Origin of the sequence: Ornithinibacillus halotolerans, assembly GCF_014637405.1 — a bacterium.
Lineage (GTDB): Bacteria > Bacillota > Bacilli > Bacillales > Amphibacillaceae > Ornithinibacillus > Ornithinibacillus halotolerans.
This window is the reverse complement of sequence record NZ_BMEY01000010.1, coordinates 52606-70788: the sequence shown is the minus strand read 5'-3', so window position 1 is coordinate 70788 and position 18183 is coordinate 52606. Positions and strand designations below refer to the sequence as shown.

20 protein-coding genes and 1 riboswitch are annotated in these 18183 nt (G+C 36.2%); of the genes, 9 read left to right on the top strand and 11 right to left on the bottom strand.

Annotated features, from left to right (window positions below; translation table 11 throughout):
• Positions 1–8: 8 nt before the first annotated feature.
• The gene (locus tag IEV35_RS11085) at positions 9–305 is read left to right on the top strand and encodes an iron-sulfur cluster assembly accessory protein (protein WP_188384724.1); all 297 of its coding nucleotides are present in this window, start codon (positions 9–11) and stop codon (positions 303–305) included.
• Positions 306–561: 256 nt separating this feature from the next.
• Here IEV35_RS11085 and IEV35_RS11080 read toward each other — a convergent pair whose 3' ends face one another.
• Positions 562–2184 carry a catalase gene (locus IEV35_RS11080; RefSeq protein WP_188384723.1) on the bottom strand — a complete coding sequence of 541 codons (1623 nt, stop codon included), beginning with the start codon at positions 2182–2184 and terminating at the stop codon, positions 562–564.
• 167 nt (positions 2185–2351) lie between these two features.
• On the opposite strand from IEV35_RS11080, the gene aac(6') reads away from it, so the two are divergent.
• Positions 2352–2795 carry an aminoglycoside 6'-N-acetyltransferase gene (gene aac(6') / locus IEV35_RS11075; protein WP_188384722.1) on the top strand — a complete coding sequence of 148 codons (444 nt, stop codon included), beginning with the start codon at positions 2352–2354 and terminating at the stop codon, positions 2793–2795.
• Between the two features lie 75 nt (positions 2796–2870).
• A complete protein-coding gene (locus tag IEV35_RS11070; RefSeq protein ID WP_188384721.1) occupies positions 2871–3461 on the top strand; it encodes a lysophospholipid acyltransferase family protein in 591 nt (196 codons plus the stop codon).
• A 37-nt stretch (positions 3462–3498) separates the two neighbouring features.
• Here the strand turns inward: IEV35_RS11070 and IEV35_RS11065 are convergent, their stop codons facing one another.
• On the bottom strand, positions 3499–3984 hold the full coding sequence (locus IEV35_RS11065; RefSeq protein ID WP_188384720.1) for a QueT transporter family protein: 486 nt from the start codon (positions 3982–3984) through the stop codon (positions 3499–3501).
• Positions 3985–3991: 7 nt separating this feature from the next.
• Positions 3992–4036: riboswitch (PreQ1 riboswitch) on the bottom strand.
• A gap of 198 nt (positions 4037–4234) precedes the next feature.
• Between IEV35_RS11065 and IEV35_RS11060 the strand changes: the two genes are divergently transcribed.
• On the top strand, positions 4235–5098 hold the full coding sequence (locus IEV35_RS11060) for a VOC family protein (RefSeq protein ID WP_188384719.1): 864 nt from the start codon (positions 4235–4237) through the stop codon (positions 5096–5098).
• A 19-nt stretch (positions 5099–5117) separates the two neighbouring features.
• Entirely contained in the window at positions 5118–6185 is a 1068-nt protein-coding gene (locus IEV35_RS11055; protein WP_373284738.1) for an LLM class flavin-dependent oxidoreductase, read from the top strand.
• Positions 6186–7243: 1058 nt separating this feature from the next.
• Here IEV35_RS11055 and IEV35_RS11050 read toward each other — a convergent pair.
• The 7 genes from IEV35_RS11050 to IEV35_RS11020 all read right to left on the bottom strand — a co-directional run bounded on the left by IEV35_RS11050 (position 7244) and on the right by IEV35_RS11020 (position 12531).
• The gene (locus IEV35_RS11050; protein ID WP_188384718.1) at positions 7244–7846 is read right to left on the bottom strand and encodes an alpha/beta hydrolase; all 603 of its coding nucleotides are present in this window, start codon (positions 7844–7846) and stop codon (positions 7244–7246) included.
• Between the two features lie 14 nt (positions 7847–7860).
• Positions 7861–8472 carry a flavin reductase family protein gene (locus IEV35_RS11045; RefSeq protein ID WP_188384717.1) on the bottom strand — a complete coding sequence of 204 codons (612 nt, stop codon included), beginning with the start codon at positions 8470–8472 and terminating at the stop codon, positions 7861–7863.
• Positions 8473–8489: 17 nt separating this feature from the next.
• Positions 8490–9425 (bottom strand): ring-cleaving dioxygenase, encoded by a 936-nt coding sequence (locus IEV35_RS11040; RefSeq protein WP_188384716.1) that lies wholly within the window; start codon positions 9423–9425, stop codon positions 8490–8492.
• On the bottom strand, positions 9425–9871 hold the full coding sequence (locus tag IEV35_RS11035) for a MarR family winged helix-turn-helix transcriptional regulator (RefSeq protein ID WP_188384715.1): 447 nt from the start codon (positions 9869–9871) through the stop codon (positions 9425–9427). Before IEV35_RS11035 ends, IEV35_RS11040 begins: the two co-directional genes overlap by 1 nt.
• 152 nt (positions 9872–10023) lie before the next feature.
• The gene (locus IEV35_RS11030) at positions 10024–10956 is read right to left on the bottom strand and encodes an aldo/keto reductase (protein ID WP_188384714.1); all 933 of its coding nucleotides are present in this window, start codon (positions 10954–10956) and stop codon (positions 10024–10026) included.
• 100 nt (positions 10957–11056) lie between these two features.
• Entirely contained in the window at positions 11057–11812 is a 756-nt protein-coding gene (locus IEV35_RS11025) for an ABC transporter permease (protein ID WP_188384713.1), read from the bottom strand.
• Positions 11809–12531 carry an ABC transporter ATP-binding protein gene (locus IEV35_RS11020; RefSeq protein WP_188384712.1) on the bottom strand — a complete coding sequence of 241 codons (723 nt, stop codon included), beginning with the start codon at positions 12529–12531 and terminating at the stop codon, positions 11809–11811. Before IEV35_RS11020 ends, IEV35_RS11025 begins: the two co-directional genes overlap by 4 nt.
• 206 nt (positions 12532–12737) lie before the next feature.
• Here IEV35_RS11020 and IEV35_RS11015 point away from each other — a divergent pair, with 206 nt between their 5' ends.
• Genes IEV35_RS11015 through IEV35_RS11000 form a run of 4 tightly spaced genes read left to right on the top strand, consistent with a single transcriptional unit; the run spans position 12738 to position 16606 of the window.
• Positions 12738–13289, top strand: a complete 552-nt coding sequence (locus IEV35_RS11015; RefSeq protein ID WP_188384711.1) for a hypothetical protein — start codon at positions 12738–12740, stop codon at positions 13287–13289.
• Between the two features lie 23 nt (positions 13290–13312).
• A complete protein-coding gene (locus IEV35_RS11010; RefSeq protein ID WP_188384710.1) occupies positions 13313–14590 on the top strand; it encodes an ABC transporter permease in 1278 nt (425 codons plus the stop codon).
• A 16-nt stretch (positions 14591–14606) separates the two neighbouring features.
• Positions 14607–15491 (top strand): ABC transporter ATP-binding protein, encoded by an 885-nt coding sequence (locus IEV35_RS11005; protein WP_188384709.1) that lies wholly within the window; start codon positions 14607–14609, stop codon positions 15489–15491.
• A complete protein-coding gene (locus tag IEV35_RS11000; RefSeq protein WP_188384708.1) occupies positions 15488–16606 on the top strand; it encodes a DUF2705 family protein in 1119 nt (372 codons plus the stop codon). The genes IEV35_RS11005 and IEV35_RS11000 overlap by 4 nt, the downstream gene beginning before the upstream one ends.
• A gap of 76 nt (positions 16607–16682) precedes the next feature.
• Here IEV35_RS11000 and IEV35_RS10995 read toward each other — a convergent pair whose 3' ends face one another.
• Entirely contained in the window at positions 16683–17612 is a 930-nt protein-coding gene (locus IEV35_RS10995) for an ATP-grasp domain-containing protein (RefSeq protein WP_188384707.1), read from the bottom strand.
• A 108-nt stretch (positions 17613–17720) separates the two neighbouring features.
• Positions 17721–18137 carry a universal stress protein gene (locus IEV35_RS10990; RefSeq protein ID WP_188384706.1) on the bottom strand — a complete coding sequence of 139 codons (417 nt, stop codon included), beginning with the start codon at positions 18135–18137 and terminating at the stop codon, positions 17721–17723.
• Positions 18138–18183 lie beyond the last annotated feature (46 nt).

Genomic DNA, 18183 nt, shown 5'->3' with positions numbered 1-18183 from the left:
CCTACACAATGAAATGTAAAATAAATCGCAATGCGGCTAAAGTGTTAAAAAAGAGGTTGGAAACAGAAGAAGCAAAAGGAAAGATGATTCGCGTTGTTGTAACACATATACATGGAGATCATGCACACTATGATATTGAGTTAGATACTCCAACCGAGAATGATGAAGTAGTTAAGACGGATAAAGATATTGATATTATTTTAGAAAAAGGTAATGAATACCTAGATGGGGTATGGATTCAATACTTCTACGTACCTCAGGAAGAAATGTTCATTACTAATCCTAAATTTGGTCATCATCATTAAAGAGTTTGAAAAGGCAAGGGCAGTTGTCCTTGCCTTTTTTTGTTGCTTGTATAGTGGGATAGGTGTTGTAACGACGAATGGGATCACGCCAAACTTCATTTCGCTCCACTCGCAAGGTGAAAATGACGAATGGGATCACACCAAACGTCATTTCACTCCAACTCCAAAGTCAAAATGAATAATGAAATCCTACTAAATATCATATTCGGCGGCCAAAATGAAAGGGAGCTATAACTAGCCCCCATTACAGCAAACCTTAATATGGTTCTGCATCTCTGCCTTTCTCTACTGCATCATCGACAGCTTCAGCAGCATCTGGTCTACCTAGAGGATGAAATTCCTCTCCAGCCTCCATGTTCATATTACCTAATTCTTTTACCTTTTCAGCAATGCCTTCGCGTAGACGTCGACCGTATTCTTCATCAGCTTCTTCAGCAAGAGCGATCATTTTATCTTGAATTCTCTTATCACAAATAGCTAAATCATTCACCAAGTTATTAATGAGCTCATCTTTTTCCCATTGTTCAAAACGACGATATGTTTCTCCAGCCTGCTTAGTATTGTCGTTACGATCGATTGATTCACGGACAAGATTTCCTTCTACTTTTGGTCTGTGTTCTTCACCAACTTGTTCGGCTTCTTTTAAACCACCTAGGATGGAGGGTTCGTAATTAACATGTGGATTTTGTCCAGGTGCTTTATCATTGTAGTGTCGTAATTGTCCTCCTTCTTGGTTAGTCGCAACTCGTTTTTTAGCAGCATTTATTGGCAACTGTAAATAGTTAGCACCAACTCGATAACGCTGTGTATCAGAATATGAGAATGTTCTTCCTTGTAACATTTTGTCATCGGAGAAGTCTAATCCATCGACTAACACACCTGTTCCAAAAGCTGCTTGTTCCACTTCCATAAAATAGTTCTCAGGATTTTTATTTAATACCATTTTACCAACCGGCAACCATGGAAATTGGTCGTCTGGCCATAATTTAGTATCATCAAGTGGGTCGAAATCAAGTTCAGGATGTGGACCATCTTCCATAATCTGTACAAATAATTCCCACTCTGGGTATTCACCACGTTCAATGGCTTCATATAAGTCTTGGGTAGCATGATTGACACTTTTAGCTTGTATCTCTGCTGCCTCTTTAACAGTTAGATTTTTAATACCTTGTTTTGGTTCCCAATGATACTTAACAAGTACTGCTTTTCCTTCGCTATTTACCCATTTATAAGTGTTAACTCCCGAACCTTGCATCATACGGTAGTTAGCGGGAATACCCCAAGGTGAATAGATAAACGTGACCATATGAAATGATTCTGGAGAATTAGAGCAAAAATCAAAGAATCGTTCAGGATCTTGCATATTAGTCACAGGATCAGCACGAAATGCATGGATCATATCTGGAAATTTCATAGCATCTCGAATAAAGAAGATTTTAATATTGTTACCTACTAAATCCCAATTTCCATCCTCGGTATAAAACTTAACAGCAAATCCTCTAGGATCGCGAGCTGTTTCTGGTGAATCGTTTCCACCTACTACAGTAGAAAAACGGACAAATACAGGTGTGCGTTTTCCTTTCCCGTTAAATACTTTCGCCCTTGTATATTTAGATGCTGGCTCATCCCCTACTGTACCGTATGTTTCAAAATATCCATGAGCTCCTGCTCCACGAGCATGTACTATTCGCTCTGGAACCTTTTCGCGATCAAAGTGACTAATCTTCTCAATAAAGTCATAGTTTTCTAAAGTTGCTGGTCCACGGTTTCCAACCGTTCGAATATTTTGGTTATTAGTCACTGGGTGCCCTTGTCTAGTCGTTAATGTATCATCATTTTCTATATTTGTTTCAGGGGTCTCATCAGGTTTTTTTACCATAATTTATCGCCTCGCTTTTATGTATTTAGAATCACAGTAATTATGTTTGCCATTTTTTACATATTTAACCCTTTTATAAGCAAAAGGATTCAATGTATGAAAGTAGTTGAAGGATAACATGTAAAAAGATATTCTATTCTTATTAGTTATAATATAGAGGTGAGAGAATGGGGAAAGTTATAGAAGTAGATCAAAATCATTTAAATGAATTAGTTCATCTTGCAATGAAATTATATAAAAACAGTAGCTCTCTTGAGTTGAAAAGTGAATTTCAAAACAGTTTGTCCTCACCGAAAGTGAAATTTCTATTGTACATAATAGATAAAAAAGCTGTCGGATTCATACATCTCTCCATACGAGAGGATTATGTGGAAGGAGCACAATATAGTCCTACAGGGTATATTGAAGGAGTATATGTTGAACCAGAACATAGGAGAAAAGGGATATCGACAAAGCTTTTTAATAGTGGGAAAGAATGGCTGATTGAAAACGGTTGTAAGCAAATAGGGTCTGATATGGAAATCGACAATCAGGATAGTTATCCATTTCATATAAGTTTAGGATTTCGAGAAGCAGGAAGAATAATCACCTTTATAAAAGATTTAGATTAACAAAAAATAATTAGTATCAGGTAATACTAGTTTGTGTTAAAATTATGTTAGAAAAACAGAATTGAGGAGAAGGAAATGTTATATAATATTGCAGCTAAAGTTGTAAAAGCTTTTCTAAGTATATTTGGAAGAATAAAAGTATATCAAAAAGATAATTTACCAAAATCAGGTAGTTATGTTATTGCATGTACCCATACTGGTTTTGTTGATATTTTATGGCTGGGGATTGCAACAATGCCGACTCAGATTCATTACATGGCAAAAAAGGAATTATTTCAGACAAAGTTTACCAAATGGTTAATGGAGAATTTACATGCTTTTCCTGTTGATCGTGAAAATCCTGGACCTAGTGCGATTAAGACACCAAGGAAACTATTGAAAGAAGGAAAAGTAGTTGGGATTTTTCCAAGTGGTACTCGCTCAAGTGAAGGGGTTCCACTGAAACGTGGAGCAGTAACAATCGCTGTCCATGGTAATGTTCCGATAGTTCCAGCGGCATATGTAGGACCAAATAACTTTAAAGATCTATTTAAACGAATTAAACCAAGATTAATCTATGGTGAACCAATTCATCTTCCAGAAGGAATGTCTAAAAAAGAAGGTATGGATGTCTTACTGGAACAATTAGATAAAGAAATGAAGGCATTACAAGATAGAATCAAATAAAAACCTTCGCAGTTCATGGGACTGCGAAGGTTTTTACTTATATCAATTTATTAAAATTTATACGTTTATTCAATGCATACATAATTGGAATTCCGATTGCTAATACTCCGAATTCCCCAACTGCTGTAGTTAACCATACTAGGAAAAATGGGGTATCAGGTTCAATAATTTTGATTTCCCATGCAATGATAAACATATTAAATGTAAATACAAGTGTGTTAATGACTAGTAATGCCCAGATATCTTTAATATATCTCCCTGCTAATATAACAATCCCAAGTGATATTGCAGAATGCGCAACTCCAAAAATAAGGTCCAACTTAAATGGAGAAAGCAATAAATTGGATAAAAATACCCCGACTACAATACCAAAAAAGTACTTCTTGTTGAAGACAACAAGGTGGTTAAAAATTTCTGAAATACGGAATTGAATATTTGTAAATCCGAATGGAGCAACTAATGCCGTTACAGCAATATACAATGCAGCTACAAGTGCATTAACAACTAATGTCTTTGCCTTCATTTAAATCTCTCCCTTAGTTTTTTTACGTGGGATGGTCGCGAACCACGTCTTGAAAGCAACTTTTCTATTATAGTACAAGTGCTTTAAAATAGAAAGACTTTTTTGCTTTATTGAAGGTTGTTTATTAATATTAGAACTGGTGTAGTACATAATAGAAAGGGAAGTATTCTTGACAAGATATTATTCTAAACTTATACTTACAATAAGTAAGTTAGTTTAAAAATGTAACGATAAAAGAGGAGATAATAGCATGGAAAAGAAATTCTTTCAAAAACCAACAACGTATGTTGGGGAAGTTAGTATAAATGTTACGAATTTAAAGAATTCATTAGATTTTTATCAACGTATATTTGGTTTCCAAATTGTTGAGCAAACAGATCGTAGAATTGCTTTGTCTGCAGATGGGATTCATCCAATTCTAGTATTAGAACAACCTGAAAATATTCAACCTAAAAGAGGAAGAACGACAGGACTTTATCACTTTGCTATTTTATTACCAAGAAGAGCAGATTTAGCTAATTTTCTACAACATTTAGTGGAAACAGAAGGTCAAACACTTCGCTTAGGTGCATCAGACCATTATGTTAGTGAAGCACTTTATTTTGATGATCCAGATGGAAATGGAATCGAAGTTGCTGCTGATAAACCATCTTCAAGTTGGTCTTGGGATAACGGAACCGTTGATATGGCTACAGTAGCTCTAGATGCGAATGGGTTAATGGCGGAAAGAGACAAGGCATGGGATGGTTTACCAAAAGATACAGTAATGGGTCACATCCATTTACATGTGGCAGATTTGGAGGAAACAGAAAATTTCTATGTGAATGGATTAGGATTTGATATTGTAACTAGATATCCTGGGGCATTATTTGCTTCTACTGGTGGATATCATCATCATCTAGGATTAAACGTGTGGAATGGTGTTGGCGCCCCTGCTCCAGCTAAGGATACGGTAGGATTAAATTACTATACATTAGTATTAGCTGATGAAGAAACTAGACAGGAAAAAATTGCTAGTCTTCAACGTGTCGGTGCAGAAGTTAACTCTGAAAGTAATTATTATGTAGTGAAAGATCCAGCTGGCAACACGATTCAATTACGTGTAAGTGAATAATAATGTTAGGGGATTTATGATGGATATGGAGAAAGTAGATAGACCTTTTGAGGTCGGTATATTTACACTAGCAGATATTATGAATAACCCTGTTACTGGTGAGACAGTTAACGCAAAACAACGGATTCATGAGATTATTGAGGCGGCTAAGCTTGCCGATGAAGCAGGCTTGGATGTCTTTGGAGTGGGGGAGCATCATCGATTGGATTATGCTGTTTCTTCTCCACAAATGGTGCTATCGGCTATTGCTCAAGCAACTAAAAATATTAAATTAACAAGTACAACGACAGTATTAAACACTGTGGATCCTGTTCGATTATTTGAAGATTTTGCTACACTTGATTTAATTTCTAATGGAAGAGCAGAAATAACTGCTGGCCGAGGAGCCTTTGTGGAGTCATTCCCACTATTTGGCTATGATTTCCACGATTATGATGCTTTGTTTGAAGAACACTTACATCTATTGATGGAAATCAATAAACGAGAAAGAATAACATGGAATGGCAAGTTTCGTCCTGCATTACGTGATGCTGAAATAGCTCCTAGACCATATCAAGAACAACTACCAATCTGGATTGGTGTTGGAGGAACTCTAGCGAGTGCTACAAGAGCGGGGAGATTAGGAACTGGTTTAACAATAGCTATGATTGGTGGCACACATGAACGCTTTCTTCCTTTAATAAATGCATATCGTGATGCTGGGATTTCAGAAGGATTTACAAATCGGGACTTAAAGATAAGTGTTTCTGGCCATGGGTATATTGCTAACACTATGGATCAAGCCAAGAATGAATTTTATCCACATTATTCACATTACTTGAAAGCAATCAATGAACAACGCGGGATGAGGTCTGGATTGTTGCCACGAAATGTTTTTGAACAAATGACAGGACTTGAAAGTGTTATGTTTATTGGTAGTCCACAAGAAATTATTGAAAAAGTACTTTATCAACATGAACTATATGGTCATTCTAGATTTATGCTACAAACAGATATAGGTGGAGTACCCTTTAAGAAAATTGCCAAAACCATTGAGTTGCTTGCAACAGAGGTTGCACCTGTTCTGAGAAGAGAAATTAGTAAATAACGAGTGTAAATGACTTTTTGTAGAGTATCTACTGAATAAAATCTTTACTACAGCAGAGTAGCTTATGACTCTGCTGTTTTTTTATGTTTTGTGAGATGGACTGAGGATGGCGGTATTAAGGTAGAAAATTATACTGATGAAAGTGCCGAAAGTGGTTATCAGGGTAGAAAACGCAGAAGAATTAGCCGAGAGAGAGGCTGTCACGGTAGAAAACCCAGAAGAGATGTCAAGAATTAGCCGAGAGAGAGGCTGTCACGGTAGAAAACTCAGAAGAGACGGCAAGAACTAGCCGAGAGAGAGGCTGTCACGGTAGAAAACCCAGAAGAGATGTCAAGAACTAGCCGAGAGAGAGGCTCTCACGGTAGAAAACCCAGAAGAGATGTCAAGAACTAGCCGAGAGAGAGGGTTTCACGGTAGAAAACGCAGAAGAGACGGCAAGAATTAGCCGAGAGAGAGGCTGTCACGGTAGAAACTGCGGAAGAGACGGCAAGAACTAGCCGAGAGAGAGGTTGTCATGGTAGAAACTGCGGAAGAGACGGCAAGAACTAGCCGAGAGAGAGGCTCTCACGGTAGAAACTGCAGAAGAGACGGCAAGAATTAGCCGAGAGAGAGGTTGTCACGGTAGAAACCGCAGAAGAGACGGTAAGAACTAGCCGAGAGAGGGGCTCTCACGGTAGAAGCCGCAGAAGAGACGGTAAGAACTAGCCGAGAGAGAGGTTGTCACGGTAGAAAACCCAGAGAGACGGCAAGAACTAGCCGAGAGAGGGGCTCTCACGGTAAATCCGCAGAAGAGATGGTAAGAACTAGCCGAGAGAGAGGCTGTCACGGTAGAAAACCCAGAAGAGATGTCAAGAATTAGCCGAGAGAGAGGCTGTCACGGTAGAAAACTCAGAAGAGACGGCAAGAACTAGCCGAGAGAGAGGCTGTCACGGTAGAAAACACAAAAAACGCAACAAGAACAAGCCATGAGAGTCCTCCACTCCTCATGTTATAAAACAAGGACCAAAAGAAAAAACAGAGGTAGAACTAAATTGTTCTCCTCTGTTATATAATCAATATTAAAATCCTTCAAACCATGCTGCAGCTGCTTTTACTTCGGACAATGTTAACTGGTGGCCTCTATTTTCCCAATGGATTTCTACATCTGCACCTGCATTTTCAAGTAATGCTTTTAAATCCTCAGATTCTTGTGCAGGACAAATTGGATCATTCGTCCCAGCGGAAATAAATGCGCGTTTACCAGATAAATCAGGTAAGTTAATTCCTCTTCTTGGTACCATCGGATGGTGAAGACTTGCGCCACGTAGTGCATCTTTATAGTGGAACATTAAGCTTGCTGCAATATTAGCTCCATTAGAGTAACCTACAGCTACAAGATTATCTCGATCAAACTCATACTTCTCCGCAGCTTCATCAAGGAATTCATTTAATTCTTTAGTGCGGAAAACTAAATCCTCTTCATCAAATACTCCTTCTGCTAATCGTCTAAAGAATCGTGGCATGCCATTTTCTAATACATTTCCACGGACACTAAGGATATTCGCTTCCTTGTCGATAATCTCGGCCAATGGAAGTAAATCTTGTTCGGTTCCTCCTGTACCATGTAGTAATAATAGAGTTGGCTTATTTGGATTTGTTCCTTTTTGGAAAATATGTTTCATTTTATTAGTCCCTTCTATTTTGGTCTTTCTATGGCAAAAACATCACCTATTTTTGCATAATTTGAACCAGCTAAACGACTAACAGCTGCTAGTTTCTCGTGATCGATTTTGCCATTTTCATAGACATTCTCATTGATATGGTATCGTACTACTTTACCTATAATTAAATCGGTTCCCGGTGCCTCATCAGATCCTTCTAAGGTTATATTAATTTCTAACACACATTCCATCCGAACTTTTGCTTCTTTGACTCCTGGAACCGTAATTACTTCACTTGGTAATAACGTTAAACTAGAAATTTCAATTTCACTTTTATCTGGTGCTAGAGTTGCAGCAGTTTTATTAATTTTATCCACATTATCCTCATCAACTATGTGAACAACAAATTCGCCTTTGCTGTTAATGTTTCTAGCTGTATCTTTCATTTGTCCTTCTTTTCGCTGGATGGATATTGAAATTAACGGTGGATTAGAAGATACGATATTAAAATAACTAAATGGTGCCCCGTTTATTACTCCCTCGTCCGTCATCGTTGTTACGAATGCGATGGGTCTTGGAACAATGGATCCAATTAATAATTTATAATTTTCGCGTTCTGTATTACTTTCAGGATCAAAAGAAAGCATTCCATATTCCCCCACCATTAATCTAAATTCTTCACTTCGAGTGGAATTAGATGATCGTTTAATTTATCTCGATAAATTTCGTGTTGGTGTGGTAATTTTAATTCAGACCCCATCGTTTCATACGATTCATCATGGGCGAATCCTGGTGGGTCGGTCGCAATCTCAAATAGAATTTCACCATGTTCTCTAAAGTAGATTGCATTAAAGTAGTTTCTGTCGCGTACCGGTGTAACTATGAATCCATTGTTTTCTACATGATGTTTCCAGTCCATTTGATCTTCATCATCAATTGCACGCCAAGCGATATGATGAACAACACCGACGCCCATTTGTCCTCTTCCGCTTGATGATTTTTTTAAGTCAATGACATTCCCGATATTTCCATGAGATTTAAAGCGAATTAAGTTGCCTTCTTCTCCGATTTTTTCTAGTCCCATCACATTAATTAATAGGCGTTCTGTTTCTTCTGGGCTACTTGAATAAAGCGTAGCTCCAGCAAATCCTTTAATAGCAACTTCTGGTTTCACATCACCAATTGTCCAATTGTTTACTTCTCCTTCTTCTCGCTCCACTAGTTCAAGTTTCAATCCATGAACATCATCAAAGGATAAATAGGTTTCACCAAAACGTTCAGACTTTGTTACGTCAATCTTAAATTTTTTGAGACGTTCTTCCCAAAATCCAAGCGAACCTTTTGGAATTGCGTAGGAAGTAACACCGACTTGTCCATCTCCTGTTTTTCCTCTGTACGCTCCGACCCATGGGAAAAAGGTAATAATTGAACCAGGGCGCCCTCCATCATTTCCGAAATATAAATGATATGTTCCCGGATCATCAAAATTAATTGTCTTTTTAACTAAACGAAGTCCTAGTACACTTGCATAGAAATCCACATTTTCTTGTGGATGCCCGACAATAGCGGTAATATGATGAATTCCTGCTGTCTTTTTCATTAATTATCATCTGCCTTTTCTTGGGATGCTTTTATTCCAACTTGTTTAAGAACATTAATTGTTGTTTCTATATCTTCCTCAGCAATACCATCAAATAATTCTTCGATTACTTGCTGATGTTGAGGGAAAATCGTATCCATTAATTGTTTTCCTTCTTCTGTGATTTGTATATAGACAACACGTCGATCTTCCTTACAATTACTTCGTTCTAGTAAACCTTTTTTCTCTAACTTATCAATAACGTAAGTGATAGAACCTGTGTTAATTAAAACAGCTTCGGAAACCTCTCTTACAGTCAGTCTCCCTTTATGATAAAGTGCTTCTAATATTGAAAAGTCGGAGGTGCGCATTCCTTGGTTACTAATATCATGTTTAATTGCCTCCTGAATTGATTTTGAGGCTTTCATCAGAACGACGAATGCTTTTAGTGAAAGATTGTCACTCATAACTACACCTTCTTATCCTTAATTTATTTATTATGAATTTAAATATCTTTAATTAAGTATATTTTAATAAAAATTATATTGTTTGTCAAATTTCCTCTTTAGCATTTGCGAATATGACATATTTAGGCACAAAAAAAGAGGGAAAGTCCCTCTTAAGAAAATATTTTGCTTATTTGTTCAACCTCTTCTTTACTTAGTTCGACTTCTAATGTTTGTAAGTTGTGGATAACTTGTTCTGGTGTCTTTGCACCGGGGATAACTGTGTCAATTGCGTCATTGGATAAATACCAAGCTAAAACAAGATTGGATATTTCCGTTTGTTTTGCAATTGCGATTGTACGTAGTTTCTCTACTTTGGCAAGATTTTGTTCAAATTCTTCCCCTTGCAAATGCGGCATTTTAGAACGGAAATCAGAGAACTGGGTATCCTTTGTATATTTTCCAGCAAGTAAGCCAGATGCAAAGGGGAAGTATGGGATAAATGAGATTTGATTTTCGATTGTATAAGGGAAGTATTCCTGTTCAGCGTTTCTGTTTAGTAGATTATAATGACCTTGTAATACATCTACATAACCATCTTGATTCGCTTCTTTAAGTTGTGCAAGTGAAAAGTTGGAAACGCCAATAGCTCGAATTTTTCCTTCGTCTTTCAATTCTTTTAATGCTCCAACCGCTTCATACTTTGGTGTTTTTGCATCTGGAGAATGAATATAGAATAAATCGATATAGTCGGTCTGTAGTCTTTTTAAACTAGCTTCTACCGTATCCCGCAAAAATTCTGGAGAGTTATCGATAATGCGTTCGTCTCCAACTATTCTTTGGGCGCCTTTAGTTGCAATAATAACTTCTTGGCGATTTTTCAATTCCTTAATTACTTCACCGATTAACTCTTCAGACCGCCCCATGCCATAACTGAATGCAGTGTCAATGAAATCTAGACCTTCTTTTATAGCTACTTTAACGAGATTTTTATTCTCTTTTTCATCTAGACCGGGATATAAGTTATGTCCACCAATTGCGTTAGCTCCAAGTCCAATTGGAATTACTACTAAGTCTGTTTTCCCAATTCGCACTTTTTCTTTCACAGCAATACCTCCTTATCCTTCTTATAATTTATTGTAAATAATGAGTGATAGCTATACAAGAAAAGGGAGTCACACTAATAAAAGGACTCCCTGATGTTTATTAACTCTTTAACTTTAAAAATTGCATCCGCTTATTAAATAAGGCTGGATAAGAAAGAAACCCTAACATAATACTTGTCACTACTGCAGTTGTTAAAAGTAAAAATAAGATTAATAATTGAAATTGAACAGCCTGTACAGGATCTGCTCCTGCTATAATTTGTCCACTCATCATTCCTGGTAATTGTACAAGTCCAATTGTCTTTTGGCTTTCAATTGTAGGGATGGTACTTGCTTTTATAGAAGTAATTAATTGAGTATGGATTGCTTGTTTTGGTGTTCCACCTAAAGACAGAATTAGTTCGGTTTCCTCTTTTTGGTTTTCCACCTCTGCTGTGAACCGATTCAAGAAAAGTATTCCTAATACCATTGAATTCCCTATAACCATCCCACTAATTGGAATAATATACTGTGGAGTAGCTGGTACGATATTTAAGCCGAGTAAAATGCTTTGAGTTAGTATCTCTATGAATACAAATGTTATAAAAAGCTTCCATGTTATCCCTTGTATAGATGCCCCTTTTTTGCGAGCATTTTGGGTTGCTGCTCCAATCATGAGTAAAATCATTAGAAGAATGAAAATAAAGCTGTCCGCTTGAAATACATATTGTAGAACATATCCCACCACAAGTAATTGAATTATTGAGCGAACAGTTGCAATCAATGTATCTTTTTCTAAACCAAGCTTTAATGTTCGAGATAATAAAAGTGGGATTAGAACGAAAATCAATGTTAAAGATAATGTCAGATAGCTCATTCTAATTCCCCCTTTACAAATTCTTGAACACGCTTATCTTGTGGATTTTGTAATAGAGAACTTTCGCCAGATTCAATAAGTTCTCCATTCATCATCACCCATGTATAATGACCGATTCTTAATGCTTGGTCGAGATTATGAGTAATCCAAATAATCGTTGTTCCGTACTTCCTGTTAATTTTCTCAATTAATTCTTCAATATCATGTTGAGATACTCGATCAAGAGAAGAAGTAATTTCATCTAGTAATAATACTTTGGGTTTATTTACCAGAGTACGAGCGATGGAAAGCTTTTGTCGTTGTCCCCCAGATAAATCTTTAGCGTTTCGTTCGATAAACTCCTCCCCTAAACCAACATCATGTAGTAATTCTTCAGCGTATTCCCTTTCAATTTTCTGGCCTTGTAATGTTAGTGGAAGTTGTAGATTATCTAATACAGATCCTTTAATCATCGTCGCACTTTGTAAAGCAATGCCTACTTTTCTACGCAAGTCTAATGGGTCATATTCATAAATGGATTTTCCTTTAATTAAAATCTCGCCGGAATCAGGGGAACGTAATCCATTACAAAGTTTAAATAACGTAGATTTCCCCGCCCCCGATGGGCCAACTAATGTTGTAATCTTACCTTCTGGAAAGGAACCGGTAATGTTTTTAAGAATATGTATCCCATCTGCAGAGTAATGAACGTTTTGTAATATAATTGCTGCTTGGTTCATTCCATCACTTCCTTATGTATATACCTGTTTATAATGTTCCTTTTCCCTAAAATATCATACTTCTACCTTCTAACATGCAATAAAATAAAATATCTATTAAGAAATTGAATATTTAATGTTATATTTCAAATACATTAATTATATGTTACAATTTTTACAAGATTCAGAATGTAGACTATTACAAGGAAAATGAGAGGGGGGTTAGTTTGAAAAAAATCTATCTTTATATATTGATAATGACTGGAATGCTTCTCGTTGGATGTGCGGAAAACCCAGCATTGATAGGGGAGGCACCAGAGGCATCAGAAAGTAATGATAATAGTGCTGACACTGAAACTGCTAATGAAAGAAAAGTGGTAGATAGTCCACCAACTGTTCAAGTAGCAAATAAGGCTAATGATGAATCAACCCATGTTGCGCTTGATATTTGGTGCTGGAAAGAAGAGAGCCTTTGTTCATTGGAACCCAATCCTCCTGAAGAGCAATTATATGGATGGAAACCACTGCCAGTAGAGCCAGGTGAAATCTTTAACTTTATGACAACTACAGATGAAATCCCAGAAACGGATCATATATATAGTCCGGATATTATCGAGTTAACTCAAATAAGATTAGGTGAAAAGCAGGAAGTAGAAGTGAACGGTAGGGATATTACTGCCCCAATGGAAAAAGGGAAATATTATTACTCTTTAAAACTACAGTGGGACGGTGAAGTTGTAGGGCAAGCATATTATGTGTTTAGCATCCTTGTACGGTAATTTTCAAAGATGGAGGTGATTTTTTGATTAAGCTAATATTATTTGAATTAAAAAAGGCATGGAATACGGCCTTTTTTCGGGTGCTATTGTTAGCCTTGCTCTTATTTCTAATCGCTTATTATGTATTTGTTTATATGAATACAACGCGTGTTGAAGACGAAATAAAACCACTAAAAGATGACATCGAGCGTACGCAACTGGCTATTGATGAAACAAAAATTGCCTTAGAGTCTGCTGAAGAATCTGAAGTACAGGAACTAGAGGACTCTTTAGAGTTTCATGAGAACTGGCTAGAGGAAAGGCGATCAAAAGTAGCCTTATTAGAAAATGAGAATTGGCATGCGTTACTCCAAATAGAGATAGACCAAACAGAGCCAGATATCGGTCAGATGAAATTTGAAAACCAAACACATACATATACCCATCCAACATTATTTACATTAGAAACGTATGTGGAAATGAGTAAATGGATGCAGGAGAAGAATATCCAACCGTTACTGCCATGGGATCGTTATTTTTCTCACATGACTATATACGATAAAGAGGTAAATAGTACTAGTAGAGCAGAAGCTGAAATGATTATGGAGTTGTTTAAGGATTACAGTAATAAATATTCTTCCACCACGGTTCATTATCTGTTTCGACTTTTTGGTTTGTTGTTTAGTTTTGTTGGAGCTGTTTTCTTCTTATTCCTCTTTGGAGATATGGTCACAAAAGAAGGTCTCGGTAGAAATGGGCCAATCTATTTATTACAAACACAACCAATTGGGCGCTATAAAATAATAATTAGTAAATTCCTAACAACAATTTTAACTAGCCTGTTCATCCTACTAGGTGCTGTTGTTTTCTCTATTATAATTGGAAGCATTTTTGATCGTTTTGGTGACTGGGAGTACCCGGTTCTTATTTATGGTGAAGACAGAACATTTACCCTTATGGGAATGGGTATGTTTTTAATGAAAGCCTTTAGTATGTTTACATTAATTCTAATATTCTGCTACTCTATTCTGTTTCTTTTCTCCATTTTGGCGAAACGTGTCTTAATTGCAATAGGATTAACCTTAGTAACCTTATTTATTGGAAGTGCGATAAGCGGAGAAATTATTGCTACCAATGTTGCACATTTTATTCCATTTCCATATTTCTCTGTTTATGATGTGCTAACCAATGAATTAGCACTAACATATGAGAATTTTAATTTCTCCTATGCAAATGGAATTGTTTCACTAAGTATTGCTAGTTTCATTATATTTACCGTTACGTATGTTTTCTCCATTGTACAAACTAAATTGAGTAATTAGGGAGGAGAGTGAATACATGATTGTCGAAGTGAGAAATTTAAAGAAACGATATAAAAAGCAAATGGTATTAAAAGGAATTGATATTACAGTAGAAACACCACAAATTATCGCATTAGTAGGTCCTAACGGGTCTGGGAAAACAACGATGTTAAACTGTATGACGAATCTACTTTCCTTCCAAGAAGGGGAAGTAAGGCTTTTAGGAAAAAAACATACGGATGCATCGCTTTTCCATGATGTTTCTTATTTACAAGATAATCGTATTCTTTATGGAAACTTAACAGGATATGATCATTTAAAGTTTATATGTAGTGTTCAAAAGATACCATACTCAAAAATCAAAGAAGTAGCAGAGCGGGTTGGAATGGAAAAATATATGAAACAACGAGTTCGTAACTACTCACTTGGTATGAAGCAACATTTATTACTTGCAATGGTTATTATTAATGAACCGAAGCTTTTACTTATGGATGAACCTTTAAATGGTCTAGACCCAACAAGCGCAATTAATATGCGTAAAATCTTACTAGAATTATATAAAGAAGGAACAACCATCATTGTTTCTTCCCATAATTTAGATGAAATTGATCGATTAACAAATACGATCTATTTCATGAAAGATGGAGCTCTTTTAAAAGAATCTTTAACAGATATAGCATCTAAAAAATACTTTCTAACGGTAAGTGATGTGGAGAAGGCAAAACAAGGATTAACGGATAAAAGTATTCCTTTTTCTGAAACAGGTCAATACCAACTAGGGTTTGAAGAGACTGATATTGACCTACAAAGCTTTATTGATTCCATAAGTGCCAGTGGTGCTACGATACTAGATATAGAAGTCCAAAAAGTTGGTGCAGAAAAACGATACCGTGAACTTTTTGAAGAGGAGTTATCCTCATGAGGTTGTTATCTTTTGAGTTGAAAAAGATCCTATTTAGTAAAAAGTTTTTATATATCTTAATCGGCATAGCTGTTGGTGTCGGAATTTTAATGGGTCGAAATATAATATTTGAATCCAATATTGAAAAAGAAGCGAGAGATAAGGTTGATGAGTTATTAGAAATTAATTTTTCTAATTCAAAGATTCATAACGCTATCCTAGAGGATGATCCAGAGAATGAATTGGAACAAGAGCTTAGTCGTCTAAACAGCGCGATGGTAAATAATCTCTATGAAACTAGGAATTTATTAGCACCAACTAAATTTCGTGAAAAGCTGAAGCTAGAGATGGAGTATTATTCCCTTGCGGAGGAGTACAAGCAAAAGGGTGGAGATCACGCACTATCTTTTCAAGAAATCTCCTATTCCTTAGCATTAAATGAAAAACTTCTGGAGGAAGATATTCCACCTGAACATGAGACGTATAGTAGAGCCTTCCCTAACTTTATAAAACAAGTTGTTGACTTGTTCGTTAATTTAGGTGCAATTATTTTGATGCTCTTATTAATTGGGGAAATTATGTCTTCAGAATTTGAGAACAGGTCGATTAATTTATTATTTACCCAACCGTTGAAAAGAGCACATATTATAACAAGTAAATTCTTTAGTTCCATTATTCTTTATTTCATAACAACTATTTTTCTCTTAGCAATTACGTTAATAATAGGCTACGTATTTGGATATCAGGGATTTTTTAACTATCCGGTTGTAATAGAAGTAGGGCAACAAATAGAAACTATAACAATCTTGGAGTATATGCAGAATGGGATTATTCTCGTTTCCATTAGTATATTTATGATCATTTCACTTTGCTTACTGTTCAGTTTAATGTTTAAGCATACGTTAGCTACCCTTTTTAGTGTATTAGGTACGTTATTGATTGGGTATGTGATCACTACGATGATTACTTGGCCGCCTTTCGCTTGGGTTAATCCTTTCCAGTATTTACTACCTACAAAAGCTATCTTAATTCAGAACGGGCAAGAGTGGTGGCAAGGAATTCCAATCATACTTTTACTAACGGTTGCATTCTTCTTAATAGCTAGACAAAAGGTGAAGACTAGTAAGGTGGATTAGCTAGTAATAATAACAATAATAACAAGCCTGATTGCATCTTGAATGTTCAATCAGGCTTGTGAAATTGACAGACTCTTTACAGCTGACTACCGAGAAATTTAGCTAATTCTAGCATGACGTATTTTCCTGCTTTTGCTTCTGCGTCGGAATTGTAATTCGTATTTGTATTTACATCATATGTGAAGATTTCTCCATCTTTATTTTGAATAAATTCAATACCAGCTATATCTATATTGTTAACTCGCAAGAAGTGCTCATACTTTTGAATAATTGGATGGTCAAATCCGTTAATAATTCTAAACTTTGGCTTCTCTTCTTCTTCCTCACCTACTGGACAAAACATATCATCTATTGTACATGCGTCAGCAGGACATAGTTCAAACCCTTCAGAAGTATCCACTTGTACCGCATAGACAAATTTTCCACCTACAAATTCACATCGTGTTATATAGGGCTCCGGTGCTTGAATGTATTCTTGAATTAATGTAATACCGTCTATAGATGGTTCAAATGTTGGCCCATAAACATATTCCTCTAATGCTTCAATTGAATGGAAAAGTTGAACTCCTAATCCTTTCCCAGCACGGTTGTGCTTTGTTATAAAGGAAGGAACATTTAACTCTGATGCTGCTTGAATTATTTGTTCCTTTCCCACGGCAGCGATTGTTTTTGGCGTCTGTATTTTTATGGCATTAAGAGCTGTGTATTGATTTACTTTACTTACCTCTATTCTCAACGCACGACTTCCGTTATAAACTTTTCTTCCGTGTAATTCCAACCATGCAAGAACAGTCTCGGTTAACTCAGGAGCAAAACGATGGTCCCTAGTATGTGAAGAAGCGCTTATTCGATTATAAAAGACTCCAACAGGTGGGACAGAAGATAAATCTACCATTCCTTTATCTAAAAACCATTCTTCATATGGCAATTGCAGTTCATCTAATCGTTTTGTAAGATGTTCCGTCCATTCGCTATTTTCGTGAATGATATATATTTTTTCTGACATGTTATCACACCTTCACTTTTGTGTTGTTTTAATCATACCAAATAACTCGGGATTAAAATATATATATGCAATTATAATAAAAAAACTCCCAAATTTGGGAGTTGAAAATTATTTAACTATTAATACTGGGCTATTAGCTCGTTTGGCAACTTTATGACTCACACTGCCTAATAGCATTTCTTGAAACTTATTTAATCCACGACTGCCAAGAACGATTAAGTCATAATTATGTTTATTTGCGTAATCAACAATAGTTGGGCCAGGATCACCATTAAGAAAGACAACTTCAAAATTAACTCCAGACTTTTTAGCTTTTTGAACGATTAAGGCAAGCTTTTCCTTTCGTACTTCTACCGCATCTTTTCCCCAGTTGGATAGTACTTCATCTTTAGAGTGTTTTGGATCAACAACGTATATAATATCTACTTTCGAATTTGGGCTTAATCTAGCAAGTTCAAATACATTATCCCCTGCTCTCATGGAGTGTTCAGAGCCATCTGCAGCATAAAGAATCTTTTTATACATGGGATCCCTCCTAATATCGATTAAGGTTATGTAAATGTAAAATTAA